This window comes from Arenibacter algicola (assembly GCF_018860365.1).
GTDB classification, from domain to species: Bacteria; Bacteroidota; Bacteroidia; order Flavobacteriales; family Flavobacteriaceae; genus Arenibacter; species Arenibacter algicola_B.
In genome coordinates this window covers 142,926-164,195 of record NZ_JAHKPO010000029.1, presented here as the reverse complement: position 1 = coordinate 164,195, position 21,270 = coordinate 142,926, and the positions used below count along the sequence as shown (strand labels likewise).

General features: G+C 37.9%; 12 protein-coding genes. 11 read left to right on the top strand and 1 reads right to left on the bottom strand.

All coding sequences use genetic code 11. The features are described 5' to 3' along the window. Window positions 1–129: 129 nt before the first annotated feature. On the bottom strand, window positions 130–3,306 hold the full coding sequence (ccsA, locus tag KO529_RS22635; RefSeq protein ID WP_215950139.1) for a cytochrome c biogenesis protein CcsA: 3,177 nt from the start codon (window positions 3,304–3,306) through the stop codon (window positions 130–132). A 485-nt stretch (window positions 3,307–3,791) separates the two neighbouring features. Between ccsA and KO529_RS22630 the strand changes: the two genes are divergently transcribed. From KO529_RS22630 to KO529_RS22580, 11 genes are all read left to right on the top strand, one after another. Next, window positions 3,792–4,556, top strand: a complete 765-nt coding sequence (locus tag KO529_RS22630) for a Rossmann-like and DUF2520 domain-containing protein (RefSeq protein WP_215950128.1) — start codon at window positions 3,792–3,794, stop codon at window positions 4,554–4,556. Next, window positions 4,540–5,067, top strand: coding sequence for a KdsC family phosphatase (locus tag KO529_RS22625; protein WP_215950127.1), 528 nt, complete (start codon window positions 4,540–4,542; stop codon window positions 5,065–5,067). The genes KO529_RS22630 and KO529_RS22625 overlap by 17 nt, the downstream gene beginning before the upstream one ends. 4 nt (window positions 5,068–5,071) lie before the next feature. Then, on the top strand, window positions 5,072–5,659 hold the full coding sequence (locus tag KO529_RS22620) for a Maf family protein (protein WP_215950126.1): 588 nt from the start codon (window positions 5,072–5,074) through the stop codon (window positions 5,657–5,659). A gap of 35 nt (window positions 5,660–5,694) precedes the next feature. Beyond that, complete coding sequence (locus tag KO529_RS22615; RefSeq protein WP_215950125.1) at window positions 5,695–6,645, top strand: septum formation inhibitor Maf; 951 nt, start codon at window positions 5,695–5,697, stop codon at window positions 6,643–6,645. A gap of 4 nt (window positions 6,646–6,649) precedes the next feature. Next, complete coding sequence (locus KO529_RS22610) at window positions 6,650–7,198, top strand: mechanosensitive ion channel domain-containing protein (RefSeq protein ID WP_215950124.1); 549 nt, start codon at window positions 6,650–6,652, stop codon at window positions 7,196–7,198. 78 nt (window positions 7,199–7,276) lie between these two features. Then, the gene (locus KO529_RS22605) at window positions 7,277–9,787 is read left to right on the top strand and encodes a PIG-L family deacetylase (RefSeq protein ID WP_215950123.1); all 2,511 of its coding nucleotides are present in this window, start codon (window positions 7,277–7,279) and stop codon (window positions 9,785–9,787) included. A 125-nt stretch (window positions 9,788–9,912) separates the two neighbouring features. Then, window positions 9,913–11,619: a sodium:solute symporter gene (locus KO529_RS22600; protein ID WP_215950122.1), complete on the top strand. Its 1,707-nt coding sequence runs from the start codon at window positions 9,913–9,915 to the stop codon at window positions 11,617–11,619. Window positions 11,620–11,856: 237 nt separating this feature from the next. After that, on the top strand, window positions 11,857–12,897 hold the full coding sequence (locus KO529_RS22595; protein ID WP_215950121.1) for a LacI family DNA-binding transcriptional regulator: 1,041 nt from the start codon (window positions 11,857–11,859) through the stop codon (window positions 12,895–12,897). Window positions 12,898–13,072: 175 nt separating this feature from the next. After that, window positions 13,073–16,090, top strand: coding sequence for a SusC/RagA family TonB-linked outer membrane protein (locus KO529_RS22590; RefSeq protein WP_215950120.1), 3,018 nt, complete (start codon window positions 13,073–13,075; stop codon window positions 16,088–16,090). A gap of 10 nt (window positions 16,091–16,100) precedes the next feature. Beyond that, window positions 16,101–17,678 carry a SusD/RagB family nutrient-binding outer membrane lipoprotein gene (locus tag KO529_RS22585; protein ID WP_215950119.1) on the top strand — a complete coding sequence of 526 codons (1,578 nt, stop codon included), beginning with the start codon at window positions 16,101–16,103 and terminating at the stop codon, window positions 17,676–17,678. Between the two features lie 358 nt (window positions 17,679–18,036). Continuing rightward, window positions 18,037–21,267, top strand: a complete 3,231-nt coding sequence (locus tag KO529_RS22580) for a VCBS repeat-containing protein (RefSeq protein ID WP_215950118.1) — start codon at window positions 18,037–18,039, stop codon at window positions 21,265–21,267. Window positions 21,268–21,270: the final 3 nt, after the last annotated feature.

Genomic DNA, 21,270 nt, shown 5'->3' with positions numbered 1-21,270 from the left:
ATAAACATCATGAATAATTAAAAGTTCACCAAATGAACTCTTAACATTCCTGTTATGACATCTATAAAAAACATAATTCCTTTACTTCATAATGAAGCAAAATTGCACTAATTCAAGAACATTTCAAAATTACTTGGCATAGAATTTTTTATGTCTCCAATAACTTACAGCTCCCAATACCACTACCCCAAAAACGGTGTAATAAATAAAAGTAGGGGTAATAACCTGTGCCCCACTGGCATAACTATGAAGTCCTACCAAATAGAAATTTACCCCAAAATAGGTCATCATAATACTTCCAAAGGCAACTACACTTAGGAAATTGAACATCCATTTACCACGTAAACCAGGAATCAATCTTGTATGGATCACAAATGCATAGATCATTATGGAAATCAATGCCCAAGTTTCCTTGGGATCCCATCCCCAATATCGACCCCAACTTTCATTGGCCCATTGCCCTCCCAAGAAATTGCCAATGGTCAGCATAACCAGACCTACCGTTAAGGACAGTTCATTTATAATGGTAAGTTCCTTGATGTTCAGGTCCATTTTTTCCTTGTTCTTGTCGTTCGTCATTATAATCAACAACAGGCTCACCACTCCTAGGATCATACCCACGGTGAGGGGACCATAACTACCAACAATAACCGCCACGTGAATCATTAACCAGTAACTGTCCAATACGGGCACTAGATTGGCTATTGAGGGGTCTACCCAACTCTGGTGGGCGATCCACAACAACATAGAAGTTACAAAAGTGGCCGCAGCGACTGTCATATCACTCTTTTTACTGAACAGCAGCCCCATACCCAGTGTTGCCCAGGAAACATATAGGATACTTTCATAAGCATCACTCCATGGTGCATGTCCGGAAATATACCACCGCATTGCCAATCCAAGGGTGTGCAAAATAAAAAACAAATAAATTAGGACTTTTATACCGGCTATGCCAAAACGGTGTGCCTTTCTATCCTTAATAATCTGGAATATCAGAAGAACAAACATTAACAGACCAAACAGGGCATAATACTTATAAAGCTTATTATATATATCGGCCTTGTTGTAAAATACTTCCGCATTAATCTTATTTTCCGATGGCAATACTTCACTACCGTGGTTTTCCTGGTTCTTTTTGAACGCGGCCAACAATTTATCGGCCTCGGAGTAGTCGCCCGTTTTCACTGCTTTCTCCAAGCTCATTAGGTAGAAGGGAACGGCATTTTTAATAAAATTGGCGTAAAGGGAATCCGATACTTGAAATTGGCCTCCCCTATATTCCACTGCCGAGATCCATTTATTATTGTCGTCATTAAGCAATGGAAATATCTTGACTATTTCACCTCCCAACGCTCTATTCAATAGCACCAAACGTTCATCCAAACTCTTGAAATCTTTTTGGAATTGGTTTGGGGTGTTGGTTGCATAGGCTTCCTGAAGGTAAGAACTTAATTTGTATTGCCCTTTTTCATCAAAGAAATCTGTAGCCTTTGCAAACTCTTTACCATGCTCCAATCCAATGATCTTGCGAATACTGTCATTTTGCCCCTTTTTGTCCAAAGCAATAAATTCTGCATAATACCAAATCCTTGGATTGAGCATCATAGATAGAAATACTTGATCGGAATTAAAGTCGGTATACTTGTCCTTTAGGCTTAGTTTTCTCAGTAATTCGGAGGAAAATGTATTTATGGGTTTCATTCGCCCACCGGCATCCTGAATTACCAATTTACCAAAAGATGCAGCATGCTCCTTGGATGGTGTCATAGCGTGCAACAAGGAATCTACCTGCTGGGCAGTAGGAGTGTTATCATGTGCATGTGAATCTACCTCCACATTTTCCTGCGCCAACATATTTAGACTGCTTCCTAGAATAAAAAGTACAGCCAATTTGGATCTTTTGTTTTTTAGTTTCTCCAAGGAAGCACCCAGACTTTTAAACCTGGTCTTACCAAAGAACATAATGCCCATAAGCCCGGCATACAATAAAAAATATCCAATATAAGTTATCCAAGTACCCCAAAAATCGTGATTAACCGATAATACGGTACCCTTTTCATCTGGGTGAAAACTAGCTTGAAAAAAACGATACCCCTTGTGGTCCAAAATATGGTTCATATAAATATCGTAATCAAATGGACGGTCGTCCTCAATGGTAACCTTGCTCATAAATGAAGCATAGCTATTCTCTGTTCCTGGATGTTTTTCGGCAATAAAATCGTTTAATTTAATTCCAAAAGGCAGGGTATACACCTTGGATCCATAAGAAAGATTAAAGTCCAAACCTCCTACTTCAAATTCCCCGGAAAAATTGGCCACACCTTTTGCTCCCAACAATTTTTTGCGGACAGTTTCACCGTTACTGCTAATATCCACGATCAAGGCATCTAGGTCATTTTCCGTTTTTTCGTTCTCTGGAATGGAAATTACCCCATAAGATCCCTTGATAATTGGCTCAGGAATTACAAATTGCATGCCTGCAGTGGTATATAAAGACCTTAACTGCAGTGTTTGAAGACTATCTTTCAACAATTCTCCCTGCAATTGATCGGCCATTCTCATAAATTGTCCTTCGAAGGGCGATTTAATCTGATATTCACCATCAGACTCAATAATATTGATGGCACCTTCGGTCATCTTGTTCAGGGAAAATAACACATTATGAATGTTGCTAACCTCCCCACTTTCCAAATAATGTTCATGACGCTGTCCATCACCCGCTTCAACAATTTTTAAATATTCTTTTCCATTGGAATCTTCGATCAAGCCTTCCTTGGCACCATCAATAAATCCCGCATAGGATATGGTAAATGGTTGTCCGTTAAAATCGGAATTCCAGGGTAAATTGGATTTAAGGGCCTCTGCGGTCACCAAAATATCACCTTCTAAAATTCTACGACTTGGCTCATTTTCAATTTCCCCATCCACATATACCGTAAGGAAGGTTTTGTCCGAATAAAAAACATTTTCCGTATTTCCTTCCCTAATGGGCATCATTCCTTCGAAGCTTATGTACCTAGTAACAAATGCCCCAAGAATAATTAAAATCCAAGAGAGATGTAATAAAAGTACTGCCCATTTTTCCTTCCTTAATAGATTGTAACGAGCAATATTCCCAATAAAATTAATAACAAAAAATACCATGATGGCCTCGAACCATGTGGTATTGTATATCCAAATTCTTGCAGTTTCCGTACTGTACCAGCTTTCAATAAAAGTTCCAAAGGCCATGGCTGTAGCAAAAGCAATAAATAAAACAGCCATTAAACGTGTGGAAAAGAAGATTTTTTTAAGGAGTTCAATCATTTTGGCAAGAAGGTTTGATTTAAACATGCAAAAATACATTTTTATAGGAGTTTAATTATTAAATGTTTTGTTAATTGAGTATTTACTTTTTTAAAACATGTTGCAATTTTTGATGGATAAAATCAGACCCCTTTCCCAATGCAATTGTAAATTGAAAAAAAGTGCTTTTGCATTTTCAAGGTATGTTTGGTTCCCTTAGGGTTCAAGGTGCAAATCTACCAGTAACTAAATCAATTTGTATTTGGATACATATGAAGAGGTTTAGGTTACATAATATTTTATATAAATACGAAGAAGTGTTTTACTGTATAAAGTGAAGAATTAAAACATAGTCAAGACAGTTTTAGTTTGCTGCCACTCATTTCATCAGAACTTACCATCCAATAATACCTCGTTGGTCGCCCTTGGAACTTATTGGAATAATAACATTCAAAAAACTTATCGCCCATAATCCTATAATTTTGATTTAATATTTACTTTTGAATATGATATCTATTGTTTTATTGGGAACTGGCAATGTTGCCAAGCATTTGTTCAATGCCTTTTTGAGGGTAGATGAAATAAATGTTTTACAGGTTATTGGTCGGAACGAAGGTCACCTCGCCTATTTTAAGGATAAGGTTGAAACAGGGACGGATTTCACCAAAATTACCGATGCAGATATATATATAATTGCCGTAAGTGATGATGCCATTGCCCAGGTAGCACCTTTCCTAAAGAAGAAAAAAGGTTTAGTGGCCCATACCTCAGGAAGTGTTGCCTTAAAATCTCTTGGAGATTTAAATCATAGAGGGGTCTTTTATCCGCTGCAAACTTTTAGCGAGGGCAAATCAATCGATTTTAAAAAGGTGCCGATCTGTATTGAGGGCGAAGATAAGAGCGACATGAACCTGTTGAAGATATTGGCGGGACTCATTAGTTTGGAAGTGCACGAGATTACGAGCGAGCAACGGAAATCGCTTCACCTAGCAGCAGTTTTCGTAAATAATTTCACCAATTATCTGTTTACGATCGGCCATGACATTTGCACGGAACATAATTTGCCATTTTCCATGTTAAAGCCTTTGATTAAAGAAACCGTGAATAAGTTAGATTATCTAGCTCCCTTGGATGCCCAAACCGGACCAGCCAAAAGAAACGATGTTAAGACTATAGAAAGCCATTTAAATCAGTTAAAAAATAAAAATTATCAGGATATTTACAGCTTGTTAAGCAAATTGATAGGAGAGAAATATGGACAAAAGTTATAAGGAACTGCTTCAGGATATAACCACTTTTGTATTTGATGTGGATGGTGTATTTACAGATGGCAAAATTATGATCACCTCGGACGGGGAAATGTTAAGGACTATGAATGTACAGGATGGCTATGCTGTAAAAGTGGCCATTCAACAAGGGTATAATATCTGCATCATTTCCGGTGGTACCAACGAAGGCGTGAGATTGCGTTTAAGGGGGTTGGGAGTTACCGATATACACATGGGGGCACATCATAAAATAGACCCTTTTGATGAATATTTGGATATTTATAATATTAATCCACAGCATGTTCTTTATATGGGTGATGACATCCCCGATATTCCACCAATGAGATTGGCGGGTATTCCATGCTGCCCACAAAATGCTGTGCCAGAAGTAAAGGCGATGTCCAAATACATCTCCCATAAACACGGGGGGGATGGCTGTGTAAGGGATGTTATTGAACAAGTATTGAAAGTGAGGGGGCATTGGGCCGAGAATTTCAGCGCCAAGAACGATTAACCATATGTCCAACAACAAACTAAAGGAATATCGGGTTATACTAGCGTCGGCATCCCCTAGAAGACAACAGTTCTTTAGGGAAATGGAAATAGATTTTACGGTACATCCAATACATGTAAACGAAATATATCCAGATCATTTAAAGGGTGCGGAAATTTCGGATTATCTGGCAAAATTAAAGGCCGCTGGATATGAAAATAAGCTGGAGACCAAAGATATCCTCATAACTTCCGATACCGTGGTTTGGCACAACAATGTCTCTTTGGCAAAACCTGCCGATCTTAAGGAAGCCTTTTCCATGCTTAAGACACTTTCCAACGATTGGCACGAAGTAATTACCTCGGTTTGTTTTACAACCAAGGACCGGCAAAAAATTGTAAATCAATGCACAAGGGTTAAATTCAAAGAATTGACCTACAGTGAAATAGAAAACTATATTCAGAACTATAATCCGTTTGACAAGGCTGGTGGCTATGGCATTCAGGATTGGATAGGACTTATTGGAATTGAAGAAATTCAGGGTTCCTATACCAATGTGGTAGGCCTGCCGACCCAATTGGTTTACAAAACGTTAATGGCCATGGCGGATTAGGTTATTTTGAATAATTTTAGAAAAATTTAATTACTATGCAACGGCTTTTTACTTTCATCTTTGTACACATAATAATATTATTGGTTCTTTTTAGTGCTTGTAAGGAAAATACCAAAGAATCTGAAAACCTTTCCCTGATAGGCAATGATATGAAGATGTCCGAAGCTAAACCGGCAAAAAAACAGTTATCCGATGAGTTCAAGGATTATTGGTATGCAGGGAAAGCAGAAATAACTTCATATAAATTGGAACAGGCCCGTTACGGTGAGCTAAGAGATGGTAGTGCGGTTTTAATATATGTTACCGAACCTTTTTTGGGGGACAAGCAGGTGAAGGCAGATCAATCAAGTCCCAATAACGTTTCTGTACTTAAACTTAATAGCACCAAAAAATTCTTAACCGGCATCTACCCCTACTCTATAATGAATAGTAGTTTTTATCCCGTATCGGATAATCAACATGCCATCAAACTCACAACATCCGTGCAGGAGTGGTGCGGCCAGGTATTTACCCAATTGAACAATAGGGATAAATTTGAGGTAAAATCCTTTTCTTATTTTGAGAGTGAAGGGGATCAAACCATAACATTGGATAAAACGGATTTAGAAAACGAAATTTGGAATAAAATAAGGATCAACCCCACCAAGCTTCCTATTGGTATTATAAAAATGGTTCCCTCTATGGAATATTTGCGCCTGGCTCACAAACCACTAAAAGCTTATGAAGCCAATGCTGAATTGAGTACTGAAGCAAATGTGAATACCTACAAAATTACCTATCCAGAATTGGAAAGAACCTTGGCGATCAGCTTTTCGAAATCCTTCCCGCATACCATTGAAAACTGGTCCGAAAGTTATAAGAGTGGGTTTGGACCCAATTCCCAAACACTTACTACCAAGGCAACGAAAATAAAAACATTAAAAAGGGCTTATTGGCAGGAAAACAAAAATAGTGATGTATTTTTGCGCGATAGTTTAGGATTATAATTTTATGGAAACATTATTTTTGGAGTACAAAAATGAACTATTAGGCACGGGTATATGCTTATTGGTCCTTTTAATATTAAAGTATTTAGGTACTAAAGCAATACAAAAAGTTGGTAAAATAAGCGATATTAATGAGGTTCGTACGCGCTTGATCGTTAAATATTCCACTGTTGGCCTTACGACTTTTGGAATAGTTGCTTTGATTCTGATTTGGGGGGTAGAAATGAAGGATATCGGCCTGGTATTTTCCTCGGTTTTTGCTGTTATAGGAGTGGCCCTTTTTGCCCAATGGTCCATATTGAGCAATGTTACTGCCGGGGTTATTCTATTTTTCTCATTTCCATTTAAAATAGGTGATAAGATTAAAATAATGGATAAGGAAATTGAATTGCCCAATGAAGTATATCTAATTGAGGATATAAGGGCCTTTCATATTCATCTTAGAAGGCAAAATGGAGAATTATTTACCTACCCCAATAACATGATGCTTCAGAAGGCAATAGCCTTGGCACAAACCTATGAAGATTCCTTGGAAAGCAGCGAGGTTCTTTAAGGTGTTAAAGTAGTTGTAAATATTACGGCTTCGGATTTTATATTTTTATATTTGGGAACCAACTAAAACATATATTATATGCGCCTTCCTTGGGTATTCTTTTTTGGGATACTACTCTCATGTCAACTTATTGACGCTCAAGCACCTAAAAAAAATACTTCTTCGGACATATTTCATTCCATTCAAAAATTAAATTTTTTGGGTTCGGCCCTTTACATTGCTGCACATCCCGATGATGAAAATACACGGCTAATTTCCTACCTTTCCAATGAAGTAAAGGCTAAAACTGCTTACTTATCGCTAACCCGAGGGGATGGTGGACAAAATTTAATTGGTTCCGAACTAAGGGAGTTGTTGGGGGTTTTAAGAACACAAGAATTGTTGGCTGCTAGGCGTATTGATGGCGGAGAACAATTTTTTACTCGGGCGAATGATTTTGGTTACTCCAAGCACCCGAATGAAACACTTAAAATCTGGAACAAGGAGGCTGTGTTAAGTGATGTCATCTGGATTATACGCAATTTTAAACCGGATGTTGTGATCAATAGATTTGACCATAGATCTCCGGGTTCTACCCATGGCCATCACACCTCTTCGGCCATGCTTAGCTTTGAGGCTTTCGATTTGGCCAACAATCCAAATATGTATCCGGAACAATTAAAAAGCACAGACGTTTGGCAACCAAAACGACTTTTTTTTAATACCTCCTGGTGGTTTTATGGCAGCGAGGACAAATTTCAAAAAGCGGACAAATCCAAAATGATCGATCTGGATGTTGGGGTCTACTATCCGTTAAGGGGGGTATCCAACAACGAAATAGCATCACTTGCCAGTAGCCAGCATTTGTGCCAAGGTTTTGGAAGATTGGCAACGCGAGGTAGTGAGAATGAGTATATAGAACTTTTGAAGGGCGTCCTCCCAAATAATAAATCCGATATTTTCGACGGAATAAATACGACATGGTCGCGCGTTGAAGGTGGGGAAGCTGTTGGGAAGATTTTATATGAAATTGAAAGTAATTTTGATTTTGCCCAACCGTCAAAACATCTGCCACAGCTTATTGAAGGATATAAGGCTATCTTACAAATAAAGGACGAGCATTGGAAAAAAATCAAGAAACAGGAGTTGGAAGACATTATCCAATCTGTTTGTGGACTGTATTTGGAAGCAACTGCAGCAGAATCCAACACATATCCCGGAAGTAATATCGCCATTGATATTGAAGCATTGAATAGAAGCAATGCCGATATTAATCTTATATCTGTTTCCACTAGCACAGATAATCTTATAAATAAAAAATTAGCCCTTAAAGAAAATAAGAAAGAGTTGTTCCAAATAAATATAAATGTTCCGAACAATAAGGACTACACAAGTCCCTATTGGTTGAACAATAAAGGAACTACTGGAATGTATACGGTAAAGGACCAAAATCTAATTGGAAAACCGGAAACTCCCAATGCCTTTGAGTTAAATTTTGAAATGGAATTCAACGGATTTACCATAAATATTAAAAAGCCAATTGTATACAGATACTCCAAACCGGAAAAAGGGGAAATATATCAACCCTTTGAAATATTACCGGAGGCAACGGCAAGTTTTAAGGATAAGGTAATCATTTTTGCCAATTCCGAACCTAAGGAAATTCCTGTTACCATAAAAGCACTTAAGGACAATGTAAAGGGGGAATTACAGCTGTGCTTTGGAAAAGGTTGGAAAGTTGATCAAGAAATAAAACCTTTTGAAATAGCAAAAAAGGGAGACCAACGAATATTGAATTTTCTTCTTACTCCACCCTCCACAGAGGATGAAAATTATATTTCTCCTATAATTAAAGTGGATGGCAAGGAAATATCCAAAGAATTGATAGAAATATCCTATGACCATATTCCCAAGCAATCTGTGTTGATGCCTTCCGAAACCAAAGTGGTTCGATTGAACATTAATAAGAATGGAGAAAATATAGGATATATAAACGGGGCTGGCGATGAAATACCCGAAAGTCTTAAACAAATTGGGTATAAGGTAGACAAAATAGACCCTACTACCATACAGGCCGGATCCTTGGCCAAATTTGATGCAATTGTTGTTGGTATAAGGGCATACAATGTGGTGGATGAATTAAAATTTAAACAACGTTATTTATTGGATTATGTAAAGGAAGGTGGCAACCTAATTGTTCAGTATAACACAGCTGGCAGAAATGGATTGGACATGGATAACCTTGCCCCCTACCCCTTATCCATTTCCCGTGATAGGGTTACGGATGAAACCTCCAAGGTAAACATACTGGCCAAAACACATGCCCTTGTCAACTATCCAAATAAAATAACCCAAAACGATTTTAATGGCTGGGTACAGGAACGTGGTCTGTATTTCCCAGATGAATGGTCCAAGGAGTTTACTCCTATACTTTCAATGAACGATGAAGGGGAACCAGCTTTATCTGGTAGTCTATTAGTTGCACCTTACGGTAAGGGGAACTATATTTATACGGGTTTAAGTTTTTTCAGGGAGTTGCCAGCGGGTGTAACCGGGGCTTATAGGCTGTTCGCCAACCTACTTTCCTTGAAACAAGAGACCCAAAAATAAGCAGTATCTAACAAGAATCATTATGTTCGAAAAATTTGATTGGAAAAAAGAGTATACCTTGGTATTGGTGCTCAATATCCTCTATATTATTGTTTTTTATTTAATAATGACTGGAAACCGATAAAATGGCTGCAATAGATTGGATCATACTTGTCGGAACCCTTATTTTTATTGTTGGATATGGTGTCTGGAAAACAAAAGGAAGCCAGAATGTAACGGATTATGTACTTGGCGGTCACGATGCCAAATGGTGGACCATAGGTCTTTCCGTAATGGCGACACAGGCCAGTGCCATAACATTTTTGTCTACTCCAGGGCAGGCCTTTCATGATGGAATGGGGTTTGTTCAGTTTTATTTTGGTCTGCCGTTGGCCATGATTATCATATGTATTGTTTTTGTTCCTATTTATCATCGGCTCAATGTATATACCGCCTATGAATTTTTGGAAAACCGCTTTGATTTAAAAACAAGGACCTTGGCGGCATTATTATTTTTAATTCAACGTGGCCTTGCTGCCGGTATTACCATTTTTGCACCTTCAATTATTCTTTCCGCCGTCCTTGGCTGGGACTTAAGAACCCTAAATATTTTAATAGGTATTCTTGTTATAATTTATACCGTTTCGGGCGGAACCAGAGCTGTAAGTGTTACACATAAACAACAAATGTTCATTATAATGACAGGGATGTTTATCGCATTCTTTTTTATACTTGGTTATTTACCGGAGGACATTACATTTAGTAAGGCTTTGAAGATTGCGGGGGCCAGCGATAAATTGAATATTTTGGACTTTAGTGTCAATACCACAAGTAGGTACACGTTTTGGAGTGGAATTACAGGTGGTCTTTTTCTTGCCTTGGCCTATTTTGGAACGGACCAAAGTCAGGTGCAAAGGTATCTTTCAGGTAAAACAGTACGGGAAAGTCAACTTGGACTAATTTTCAATGGATTGCTAAAAATACCTATGCAATTCTTTATCCTATTGGTAGGTGTAATGGTATTTATATTTTTTCAATTCAACCATTCTCCTTTAAACTTCAATCCAGCTGCTACCAATGCCATAATGGAATCTTCCTATTCGGAGGACTATAAAATATTGGAAGAAGAACATTTGTTATTGGAGAGCGAAAAAAGAATGGCCCAAAATAAATTCTCAGGAGCCCTTGATCTTAAGGAGTACGATGCCATTGAAGTTGCCAAACAAAACATTGTGAGTATAAACAATAAGGACAAGGAAAATAGAAAGGCAGCCCAAGCATTAATCTCTATGGCCGATGATAGTGTAGAGACCAATGACAAGGATTATGTGTTTATTCATTTTATTTTAAATTTTCTTCCTAAAGGACTTATAGGACTTTTATTGGCCGTGATTCTTTCGGCTGCAATGTCCTCAACCGCCTCTGAATTAAATGCTTTGGGAACCGTTACATCTTTGGATTTATATAAAAGAAATAAGAAAGGTGAATTTACACAGGCCCATTATGTGAAGGTTTCAAAGTTATTTACCCTTATGTGGGGAGTTATAGCTATTGCAATTGCTTGTGTGGCCAACTTGTTTGATAACCTCATTCAATTAGTCAATATTATAGGGTCCATATTCTATGGAAACGTTCTAGGTATTTTTCTGATCGCCTTCTTTCTTAAATTCATTAAGGGCAATGCCGTTTTTGTGGCGGCCTTAATAACACAATGTATCGTAATAATTGGCTGGAGTTACGATTGGATGTCCTATTTATGGTTAAATGCCTTCGGATGCTGCTTAATAATAGTATTGGCGACCATATTGGAAGGTTTTGATCGTCTTCTTAAAAATCCACCAATAGAAGCGTAATATTTCCCATCATTTTAATGGTATTCGTATTGGACGTATACCCACAATTAAACTATTAAAGATCCATTTTTACTTGGATACAAGTAGGTTTGATAGCATAGATATACTGAAAATTGATCAAGTCCTCGAAAATTTTAAGTAATTTCTTGGGATTATTTCTATATTTAATGTTAGCAAACTGTTAAGAGTTTCTTTATATGCCAAAAATAAAACCCTGTTCCCGCATCAACTACTATAATGATTAAGGAGAAATATACTATAAAGGACATTGCCCAAATGGCAGGTGTTTCCAAGGGAACAGTAGATAGGGTATTACATAAACGTGGCAAGGTTTCCAAAGATGCTTTCGAGAAGGTGGACAAAGTACTTAAGGAAATAGACTACAGGCCCAATCCCATTGCCAGGAACCTTAAAAAAAATAAGACCTATAGTATACATGTTTTGCTTCCAGACCCGGAAAAGGATCCCTATTGGATTCCTGCGTATGAAGGAGTTGTAGAGGCCGCAGATCAATTTACCCCTTTTGGAATACTAATAAGTAAATATTTTTACGACCCTACAGATAGAACCTCCTTTATGGACCAATCAAGGGAAGCTATTCTATCCCAGCCCGATGTTCTTTTAATGGCTCCCATTTTTGAAAATGAGTCCCAAGTGGTTTTGGGACAATGCTGTGGAGCCAAGATTCCGGTTGTGTTGTTCAACAACCATATGAACACTTTTAAGGAGCAAATTTTTATAGGTCAGGATCTTAAACAAAGTGGCAGGGTTGCTGCAAGTTTAATGGAGAAAATAATTGAAAAGAATGATGGTATAGCTATCATTCATATAAACAAAGAACCCCATATGCAATCAAAGGAAAATGGGTTTATAGAGTTTTTTACAGAAAAGCAGGGCAGCAATCACGTTATTGTATCCAAAACGTTTAATTCTGCCGATAGAACCAGTTTTAATCTGGAGGTATCCCAATTTATAAAAAGCAATCCCAATATAAGTGCCTTTTTTGTAACCAATTCAAAAGCATATATGTTGGTAGAAGCTTTTGAAAGTCTAGGAAAAAAGGATGGGAAAATTATAGGGTATGATTTATTAAAGCCTAATATAAAGTATCTTAAACAAGGGGCCATAAAATTCTTAATTCACCAGAAACCAAAAAGACAGGCTTTTCTGAGTGTTAATTACTTAGCTGAACATTTCCTTTTCGGAAAGCCCTTACCCCCACGGGAATTATTACCTATAGATATTATTACCACAGAAAACGCACATTATTATATTTAATTAGCTTGTTTAAACCGATTATTATTCGGCACTAGCCTTAGAAAAAATAAGGTTTTATTTAATGTGCTCGAACACATTAACACCTTTACTATTTGTTTTATAAAAAAAAAAGATTAATTTCACTCTTAACTTAATATTAACAAACAACTAAATTATTAACTCAAACAATTTTATTATGGTCAAAAAATTGCTATTATTTTTTGTACTAGTGTTCGGAACCTATCCGTTACTGGCGCAAAGCAAAACGGTGACTGGTACGGTCACCGATGCTACGGATGGTTCTCCACTACCAGGTGTAAACGTACTTGTTCAAGGAACCACAACTGGATCACAGACGGATTTTGATGGAAATTATTCCATTGAGTCAGAAAGCGGAAACGTATTGGTATTTTCATTTCTTGGAATGAAATCCCAATCGATAACCGTAGGTGCATCTAATACTTACAATGTATCTATGCAAGAAGATGCAGAACAACTCGGGGAAGTTGTTGTTACTGCATTGGGTATTAAGAGGGAAGAAAAAACTCTAACCTATGCACAGCAGACCGTGCGGGCAGATGAGTTGACGGCGACTAGGGATCCTAATTTCATGAACAGTATATCCGGTAAGGCTGCTGGTGTTGAAATTAAGAAAAGTAGTTCTGGTGCCGGTGGATCTACCAAGATCGTTCTTAGGGGTAACAAATCCTTGAGTGGTGATAGCTCACCATTATTTGTAATTGATGGTATTCCTATGGCCAACAACAAAGGTGGCCAACCAGGAATGTGGGGAGGAGTTGATGCCGGTGACGGTCTTTCAGCTATTAACCCGGACGATATTGAGAGTATCAGTATTCTTAAAGGTTCCAACGCTGCCGTGCTTTATGGTAGTCAAGGTGCCAACGGGGTGGTTGTAATTACCACCAAGGCAGGTAAGTCTGGTAAAACTACCGTTAGCTTAAATTCTGGTTATACTTTTGAACACTATCTTGAACTGCCTGATTTACAGTTTAAATACGGAGCAAATGGCAATGCCAAAGAAAGCTGGTCTACAACCCCAGGTGATTATCAAAACAGTTATGTAGAAGAATTCTTCCAAACTGGTCATAACTTCAACAACACAGTTACCGTTAGTGGAGGAAATGATAAGACTACAGCCTATTTCTCCTATGGTAATATATCTGCCTCTGGTATAACACCGGAGAATAAATACCAGAAGAACAACTTTACCTTTAAGCAATCTACCAAGATGTTCGATGACAAGGTAACTGTTACTTCCAGTGTTATTATGGCTTTGGAAGAAACTAAAAACAGGTTGCCTGCTGGTTACTACCTAAACCCATTAACAGGGTTATATATGTTTCCAAGACAGCGAAATTTTTATAGCTTTAAAGACAATTACGAGGTTTTCGACGCTGACAGAAACTTATATACACAGAACTGGTTTGTTGTGGATCACCATCAATCCAATCCTTATTGGATAATTAACAAAGAGCCTAAAACCGATGAAAATAAAAGGGTTATAGGAAGTTTAAGTCTTGAATATGATATTACCGAAAAGCTTAAATTACAGGTTAGGGGTAACTATGATTATGCTGTAAAAGAGTTTGAACAACAGCACGCTGCTACCTCCAACTCTACTAACGTACACCCAAAAGGTGCTTGGGATTACAGAAAGTATGATGACCAATTGGTCTATACCGATGCTATTCTTAGCTACGATACGGATTTAAGTGAAAACTTCAGTTTAAACGGTGTATTGGGAGCAAGTTATCAGAAAACGGTTTACGGAGACGGTGTAAGCGTAAATACTGGTACCATAGGATTACTTTATCCTAATGAGTTCACTTTTCAAAACCTTCCGACTAACGTTCAGGTAAGTTCAACCTATGACGGATCTGTTATTAAGCAAGGTGCGTTTGCCAACATACAGTTGGGTTATAAGGAAATGTTATTCTTGGATCTTTCTGGAAGAAATGACTGGGCTTCCACTTTGGCCCTAACAGGAAATGACTCCTATTTTTATCCTTCTGTTGGTGTAACCGGTATTATTAGTGAAATGTTCACTATGCCAGAGGCTGTTAGTTTCGGTAAATTAAGGGCTTCCTATACCCAAGTAGGTAACGAAGTACCTTTTAACAGAATCAATCCACAAAATACAATTAGTAGTAACGGTGGTGTGGACAGAAATACGGTAAAACCATTTTTGGATGCGAAACCTGAAATCATTACCAGTTTGGAATTTGGTGCTGATTGGAGATTTTTTCAAAACAGATTGGGATTGGACATTACCTATTATAGTCTAACCAGTAAAGATCAATTTATTCAAGTACCTTTATTACAGTCCGAATCTGAGGGGGGTTATACTACCAAATTCATCAACGCTGGGGAGATCACCAATAAAGGTTGGGAAATTACGCTTAGCGCTACTCCAATACAGACTGATGATTTTCAGTGGGTTTCAGCTTTTAACTTTACCAATAACACCAATAAAATTGTCGATATAGGACCTGATGATGACAAAGTAATCAATCTTGGATCTTCAGAAGGTTATCAATCCAAATTGGTAGAAGGTGGAGCCTTCAATGACCTATATGTATTGAAATTCCTAAGGAACGATCAAGGACAAATCTTGTTTGATGGTGGAAAACCTTTAAGGACACCAACTACTGAGCTAGTTGGCAATTTGGATCCAGACTGGACCCTAGGCTGGAACAACAACTTTAGTTACAAGAGATTTACCCTTGGCATGCAAATAAATGGTAAATTTGGAGGTAATGTGTTTAGTCAAACCGAATCCATGTTGGACGGTGCCGGAGTTTCCCAAAGAACTGCAGATGCAAGGGATGCTGGTGGTGTTACTGTTAATGGTGTAGACCAGACCTCTGGAGCAGCCATAACAACTGTGGATTCCGAAACTTGGTTTAGGGCCATAGGTGATAGAAACGGTGTTGGGGAGGCCTATGTTTATGACCGTACCAATATTAGGGTTAACCAACTTTCTTTGGGTTACAATATTGATGTGTCAAAATTAGGATTACCGATATCTGCGGCATCATTGTCATTCATTGGAAACAATTTGTTCTATATCTACAAAGACGCTCCTTTCGACCCAGAATTGGCAATGAGTACCAATCAAAATGCTCAGGGATTGGATAACTTTAATCTTCCTTCAACAGGAACTTATGGATTTAATCTAAAAGTAACATTCTAATTTATAAAAGATGAAAAAGTTAATATATCTAATTACAATGGTCATTGCCTTTAGCGGCTGTACCAACGATTTTGAAGAAACGAATACAAATCCATATCAAATATCCGGTGAATCATTAAAGCAGGATTTTAATCATGTGGGAGCGTTTTATTCCTCTATGCTTAGCCAAATATTTGGTAACCAGGTAGATCACAACTTGACCAATGTTACCTTTGCGCAGCATTTGGCCACTCCTACTCCATTTGTTGGCGGTGTAAACAACACTACCTACTATATACGTTGGAATGGTTACTGGGCTAGGGAATATAACAATGTTATGGCTCCTGCCAAACAAGTTATCGATATTGCCGCAGCTGATGGTTATGACGTGTTCGTAGAATGGGCCAATTTGATTAGAATTGTATCCATGTCCAGGGTTACTACCTATTATGGACCAATTCTTTATACCAATTATGGTTCTACAGGAAGTGCCCTTTATGATAGCGAGGAAACATTATATAATGCTTTCTTTAGTGATCTGGACAGAATTATCTCTGTATTCAGTGCCAATACGGACTATGTAGGTCTAAATAATTTTGATGCCAGTTATGGTGGTGATGTTAGTAAATGGGCTAGATATGCCAATTCATTGAGATTACAATTGGCCATGCGTATCTCCAAGGTAGCTCCTGATGTAGCCAAAACTCAAGGGGAAAAAGCTATGGCAGATCCAGTAGGTCTAATTGAGACCAATGCGGACAATTTTAATATTTCTTTATATGGCGCAAAATTTCACCCTGCACAAATTTGCTTTGAATGGGGAGATACCAGAATGAGTGCTACTATGGAATCTATTTTAATAGGTTATAAAGACAACCGTATAGCACCGTTCTTTGATCCTGTAACCGATATGTCTTTAGTTACCGATCATCCAGATTGGCCTTATAAAGGTATCCGTAACGGTGCTGAATTGGTTGCCAAGGATGACCGATTGAGCTTCTCTACTATCGATGTATCCTTTAACGATCCAGCAAAGGTTACCAAACGTAAGGTAATGAGTGCCGACGAAGTATTCTTTATTAAGGCAGAAGCTGCTTTAAGAGGATGGGCCGGTGCTGGAGATGCACAAGCCAACTATGAGGCGGGTGTTAGAGCTTCCTTTGAATTATGGGGCGCAGGTGGTGTTGATGCCTATTTAGCGGACAATACAAGTCTGCCTATAGACTATAACGACCCTGTGGCAACTGGTTCTGTAAATGATTTTGTTAACCAGATCACTACAACAGTTGCTTGGGATGAGGCCGCGAGCAATGAGGTCAAATTGGAGAAAATTATAACCCAAAAATGGATCGCTGCCTATACCAACGAAATGGAGGCTTGGGTAGACTACAGGAGAACGGGTTATCCTAAATTACCTCCAGTGTACCAGAATAGTAGTAATTCCGATTGGGGTATAATTCCTGATGGAGAGGCTATAAAAAGAATGCCGTTCGTAAATACAGAACGCGAAGGTAATGCCGCGGGTGTTGCAGATGCAACAGCCAAATTAGGCGGACCGGATGAAATTGGAACAAGACTTTGGTGGGATACTGGCGGACCAAACTTTTGATATTCAAACATCTAATTTAATAGTAAACAAAATGAAAACCTGTGATTTTATAATCACAGGTTTTTTTTATTTGATTATGCTATTGACCAATTATAAAAAATAATATAAATGTCCAAGAAATTCTTTTATATCCCAATCATTTATAGTGGTGAGTCCATAGAATTAATTAACTTACCTTTTGTAATTATTACCATTATATCATAAGCTTTTGGTTTTATAATATAATTCATGAAATCGAGCCTGTGCGGATAAATTCTTTATATATATGATTCAAAATGTCACCAAAATATGCCTGCTTGTCACAACACTATTTATTTTTTCTTGCCAAGGTGTAGATCAAAGCAAAATGTTCTCCCTAATGCCGGGCAACAAAACTGGAATTACATTTAAACCTATTTTACAGGAAACCGAGGAATTTAATATTTTAACCTATGGATATATCTACAATGGAGGTGGGGTAAGTGCTGGTGATGTCAATAATGATGGTCTTACGGATCTTTATTTCACGGCCAGCATGGTAGGAAGCAGGTTATATATCAATAAAGGGAATTTTAAATTTGAAGAAGTTGCGCAAAAAGCAGGGGTATTTGCTGAAGGCTTGTGGAATACCGGAACTACTATGGCCGATGTTAATGGGGATGGCTTATTGGATATTTATGTCTGTAGATCAGCTGCCAAAGACGATTATAAAAGAAAGAACCTACTATTCATTAATAACGGAGATTTAACTTTTACTGAAAAAGCTGCAGAATACGGTGTTGATGATAGTGGTTATTCCACCCAAGGTGCTTTTTTTGATTATGACAGGGACGGAGATCTTGATTTATATGTGGTGAACCATTCCTCACAGGAATATTCCAGTTTTAGACAAATATCCAATAGCCTAAAGCAGCAAAGAAATCCTGCCTATGAAGACCGACTTTATAGAAACGATGATGGAAAGTTTGTTGATGTAAGTGATTCTGCCGGACTTGTTTCAAATGTGTTGGGTTTCGGACTTGGTATAGCCGTATCGGATATGAATAATGACAACTGGCCAGATATTTATATTTCAAATGATTTTAAGGAACAGGACTATTTGTATATCAATAATCAAGATGGCACGTTTACTGAAAGTCTCGAAGAATATATTGGACACACCTCCCATTTCTCTATGGGTTCGGATGTAGCTGATATCAATAATGATGGCTTTCCGGAAATTATGACTTTGGACATGCTTCCAGAAAATAATTACCGTTTAAAGATGGTGTCCGGTCCGGATAATTATGATAAAAACAGTTTTTTGGAGAAATCCGGATTCTATTACCAGACCATGAGGAATATGATGCATTTGAACAATCAGGGGAAATCTTTTTCCGAAATTGGCCAATTCGCAGGAGTTTCCAATACCGACTGGAGTTGGGCCTCACTTTTTACTGATTTGGACAATGATGGCTTTAAGGATTTATTTATTACCAATGGAGTAAAACGCGATTACACCAATATGGACTTTTTGAATTTTGCGGTTCAGGATAGGATCAATCAAAATAAAACCGGTGTAGAGACGGCCATTACAGATTTATTGGAGAATATGCCTGCTACCATTGAAGAGAATTATACCTACCACAATAACGGAGACCTTACTTTTTCTAAAGTTAATGAAGAATGGGGCTTAAATCAGAAATCGCTCTCCAATGGAGCCGTGTATGCCGACCTGGACAATGATGGGGATCTAGATCTTGTTGTCAATAATATAGATGAATACCCCTTTGTTTACAGAAACAATAGTGAACTACATACTACCAACCACCACCTAAAAATCAATTTTAAGGGTGAAGGAAAAAACACCTCGGGCATTGGCTCCAAAGTCACTTTAACTGTTGGAAACAAATTACTAATGCAAGAATTTATGCCTACTAGAGGGTTTCAATCTTCCGTAGATTTTAATCTGATTTTTGGACTTGGGGATGCCGTGTCCGTAGATCAACTTAAGGTTATTTGGCCTGATGGCAGGGTTCAGGTTATGACCGATGTAAAGGCCGATCAAACAATTACCCTAAATCAAAAGGATGCGGCTTTAGTGGAGAATAATTCCGAAGCAATAGTTGGCAAAACCTTTTTTACGGACATAACTTTAGACAGTCTTATCCCCTACCGGCATTTGGAGAATGATTATAACGATTTTAAACGGGAACAGTTACTCCCCCATAAATTATCTACCCAAGGACCAACAATTACCAAAGCGGACGTAAATAATGATGGCTTGGAAGATATATATGTAGGCGGTGCCAAAGGAAGTGAAGGCCGAATGTTTAAGCAAATGTCTTCAGGCAAGTTCCTGGCCATAAATGAAAAAACATTCCTTACTGATAAGGAATCGGAAGATATTGGCTCTCTTTTCTTCGATGCGGATAACGATGGGGATATGGATCTCTATGTGGTAAGCGGAGGAAACGATTTTGAGGAAGATTCCAGTGAACTACAAGATAGACTGTACATTAACGACGGCAGGGGCAACTTTGCAAAAAGCACCACAGGATTGCCTAAAATGATTACTAGTGGTTCCTGTGTAAAAGCCAATGATATTGACGGGGATGGGGATTTGGACCTTTTTGTTGGTGGTAGATTGGTTCCTGGCAAATATCCCACAGCACCAAGAAGTTATATTTTGCAGAACAATGGTAAAGGCGTTTTTACGGATATCACATTTACTATAAACCCAGATCTTGAATACCCCGGAATGGTTACAGATGCTATATGGACCGATTTTGATAACGATACTATTAATGATCTAATTTTAGTAGGTGAATGGATGAAAATCAGAACATTCAAAAATGCAGGTGGTAAACTTGTGGAAGTATATGAGAACAATGGGCTGAAAGATTCTGAAGGATGGTGGAACAGCATTGAACAAGGGGATTTTGACAAGGATGGTGATATGGATTATATTATTGGAAACTTCGGTAGAAATTCTCAATTAAAAACGTCCATAGCTGAGCCGGTTAGTTTATATACCAAAGACTTTGATAACAATGGTTCCTTGGATCCCATAATGACTTCTTATAATCTGGGAGAAGAATTTCCTGTTTTTTCAAAAGATGATTTGGTGGGGCAATTAAGTGGTCTCAAAGGAAAATATTTAAATTATTCAGATTATGCCTCAGCGAAAATTACCGATGTTTTTAGCCCAGATGAATTAAAAGGGGCCATGGTCTTAAAAGCTAAAAATTTCAATACCAGTTATATGGAAAACCTAGGTGATGGAAAATTTAAACTCGTTCCCTTGCCAGTAGAAACACAATTTTCGCCAATATATGGGATATTAAAGGGTGATTTTAATAATGATGGCAACGAAGACTTGGTTGTTGGTGGTAATTTTTTTGGAACCAGGGTGAAATTTGGAAGGTATGATGCCAATAAGGGCTTGGTCCTATTTGGTGACGGAAAAGGCAATTTTAAGCCTTCAACTGTACTGGAAAGTGGTTTAAATATTGACGGCGAAATAAGGGACATCACCAAAATTACCTTGGCCGATAAAACTCAGGTAGTGTTGTTTGTAAGAAACAATGATGCTATAGCAATGTATAAAATAGAATCAACTAAAAAATAGCAA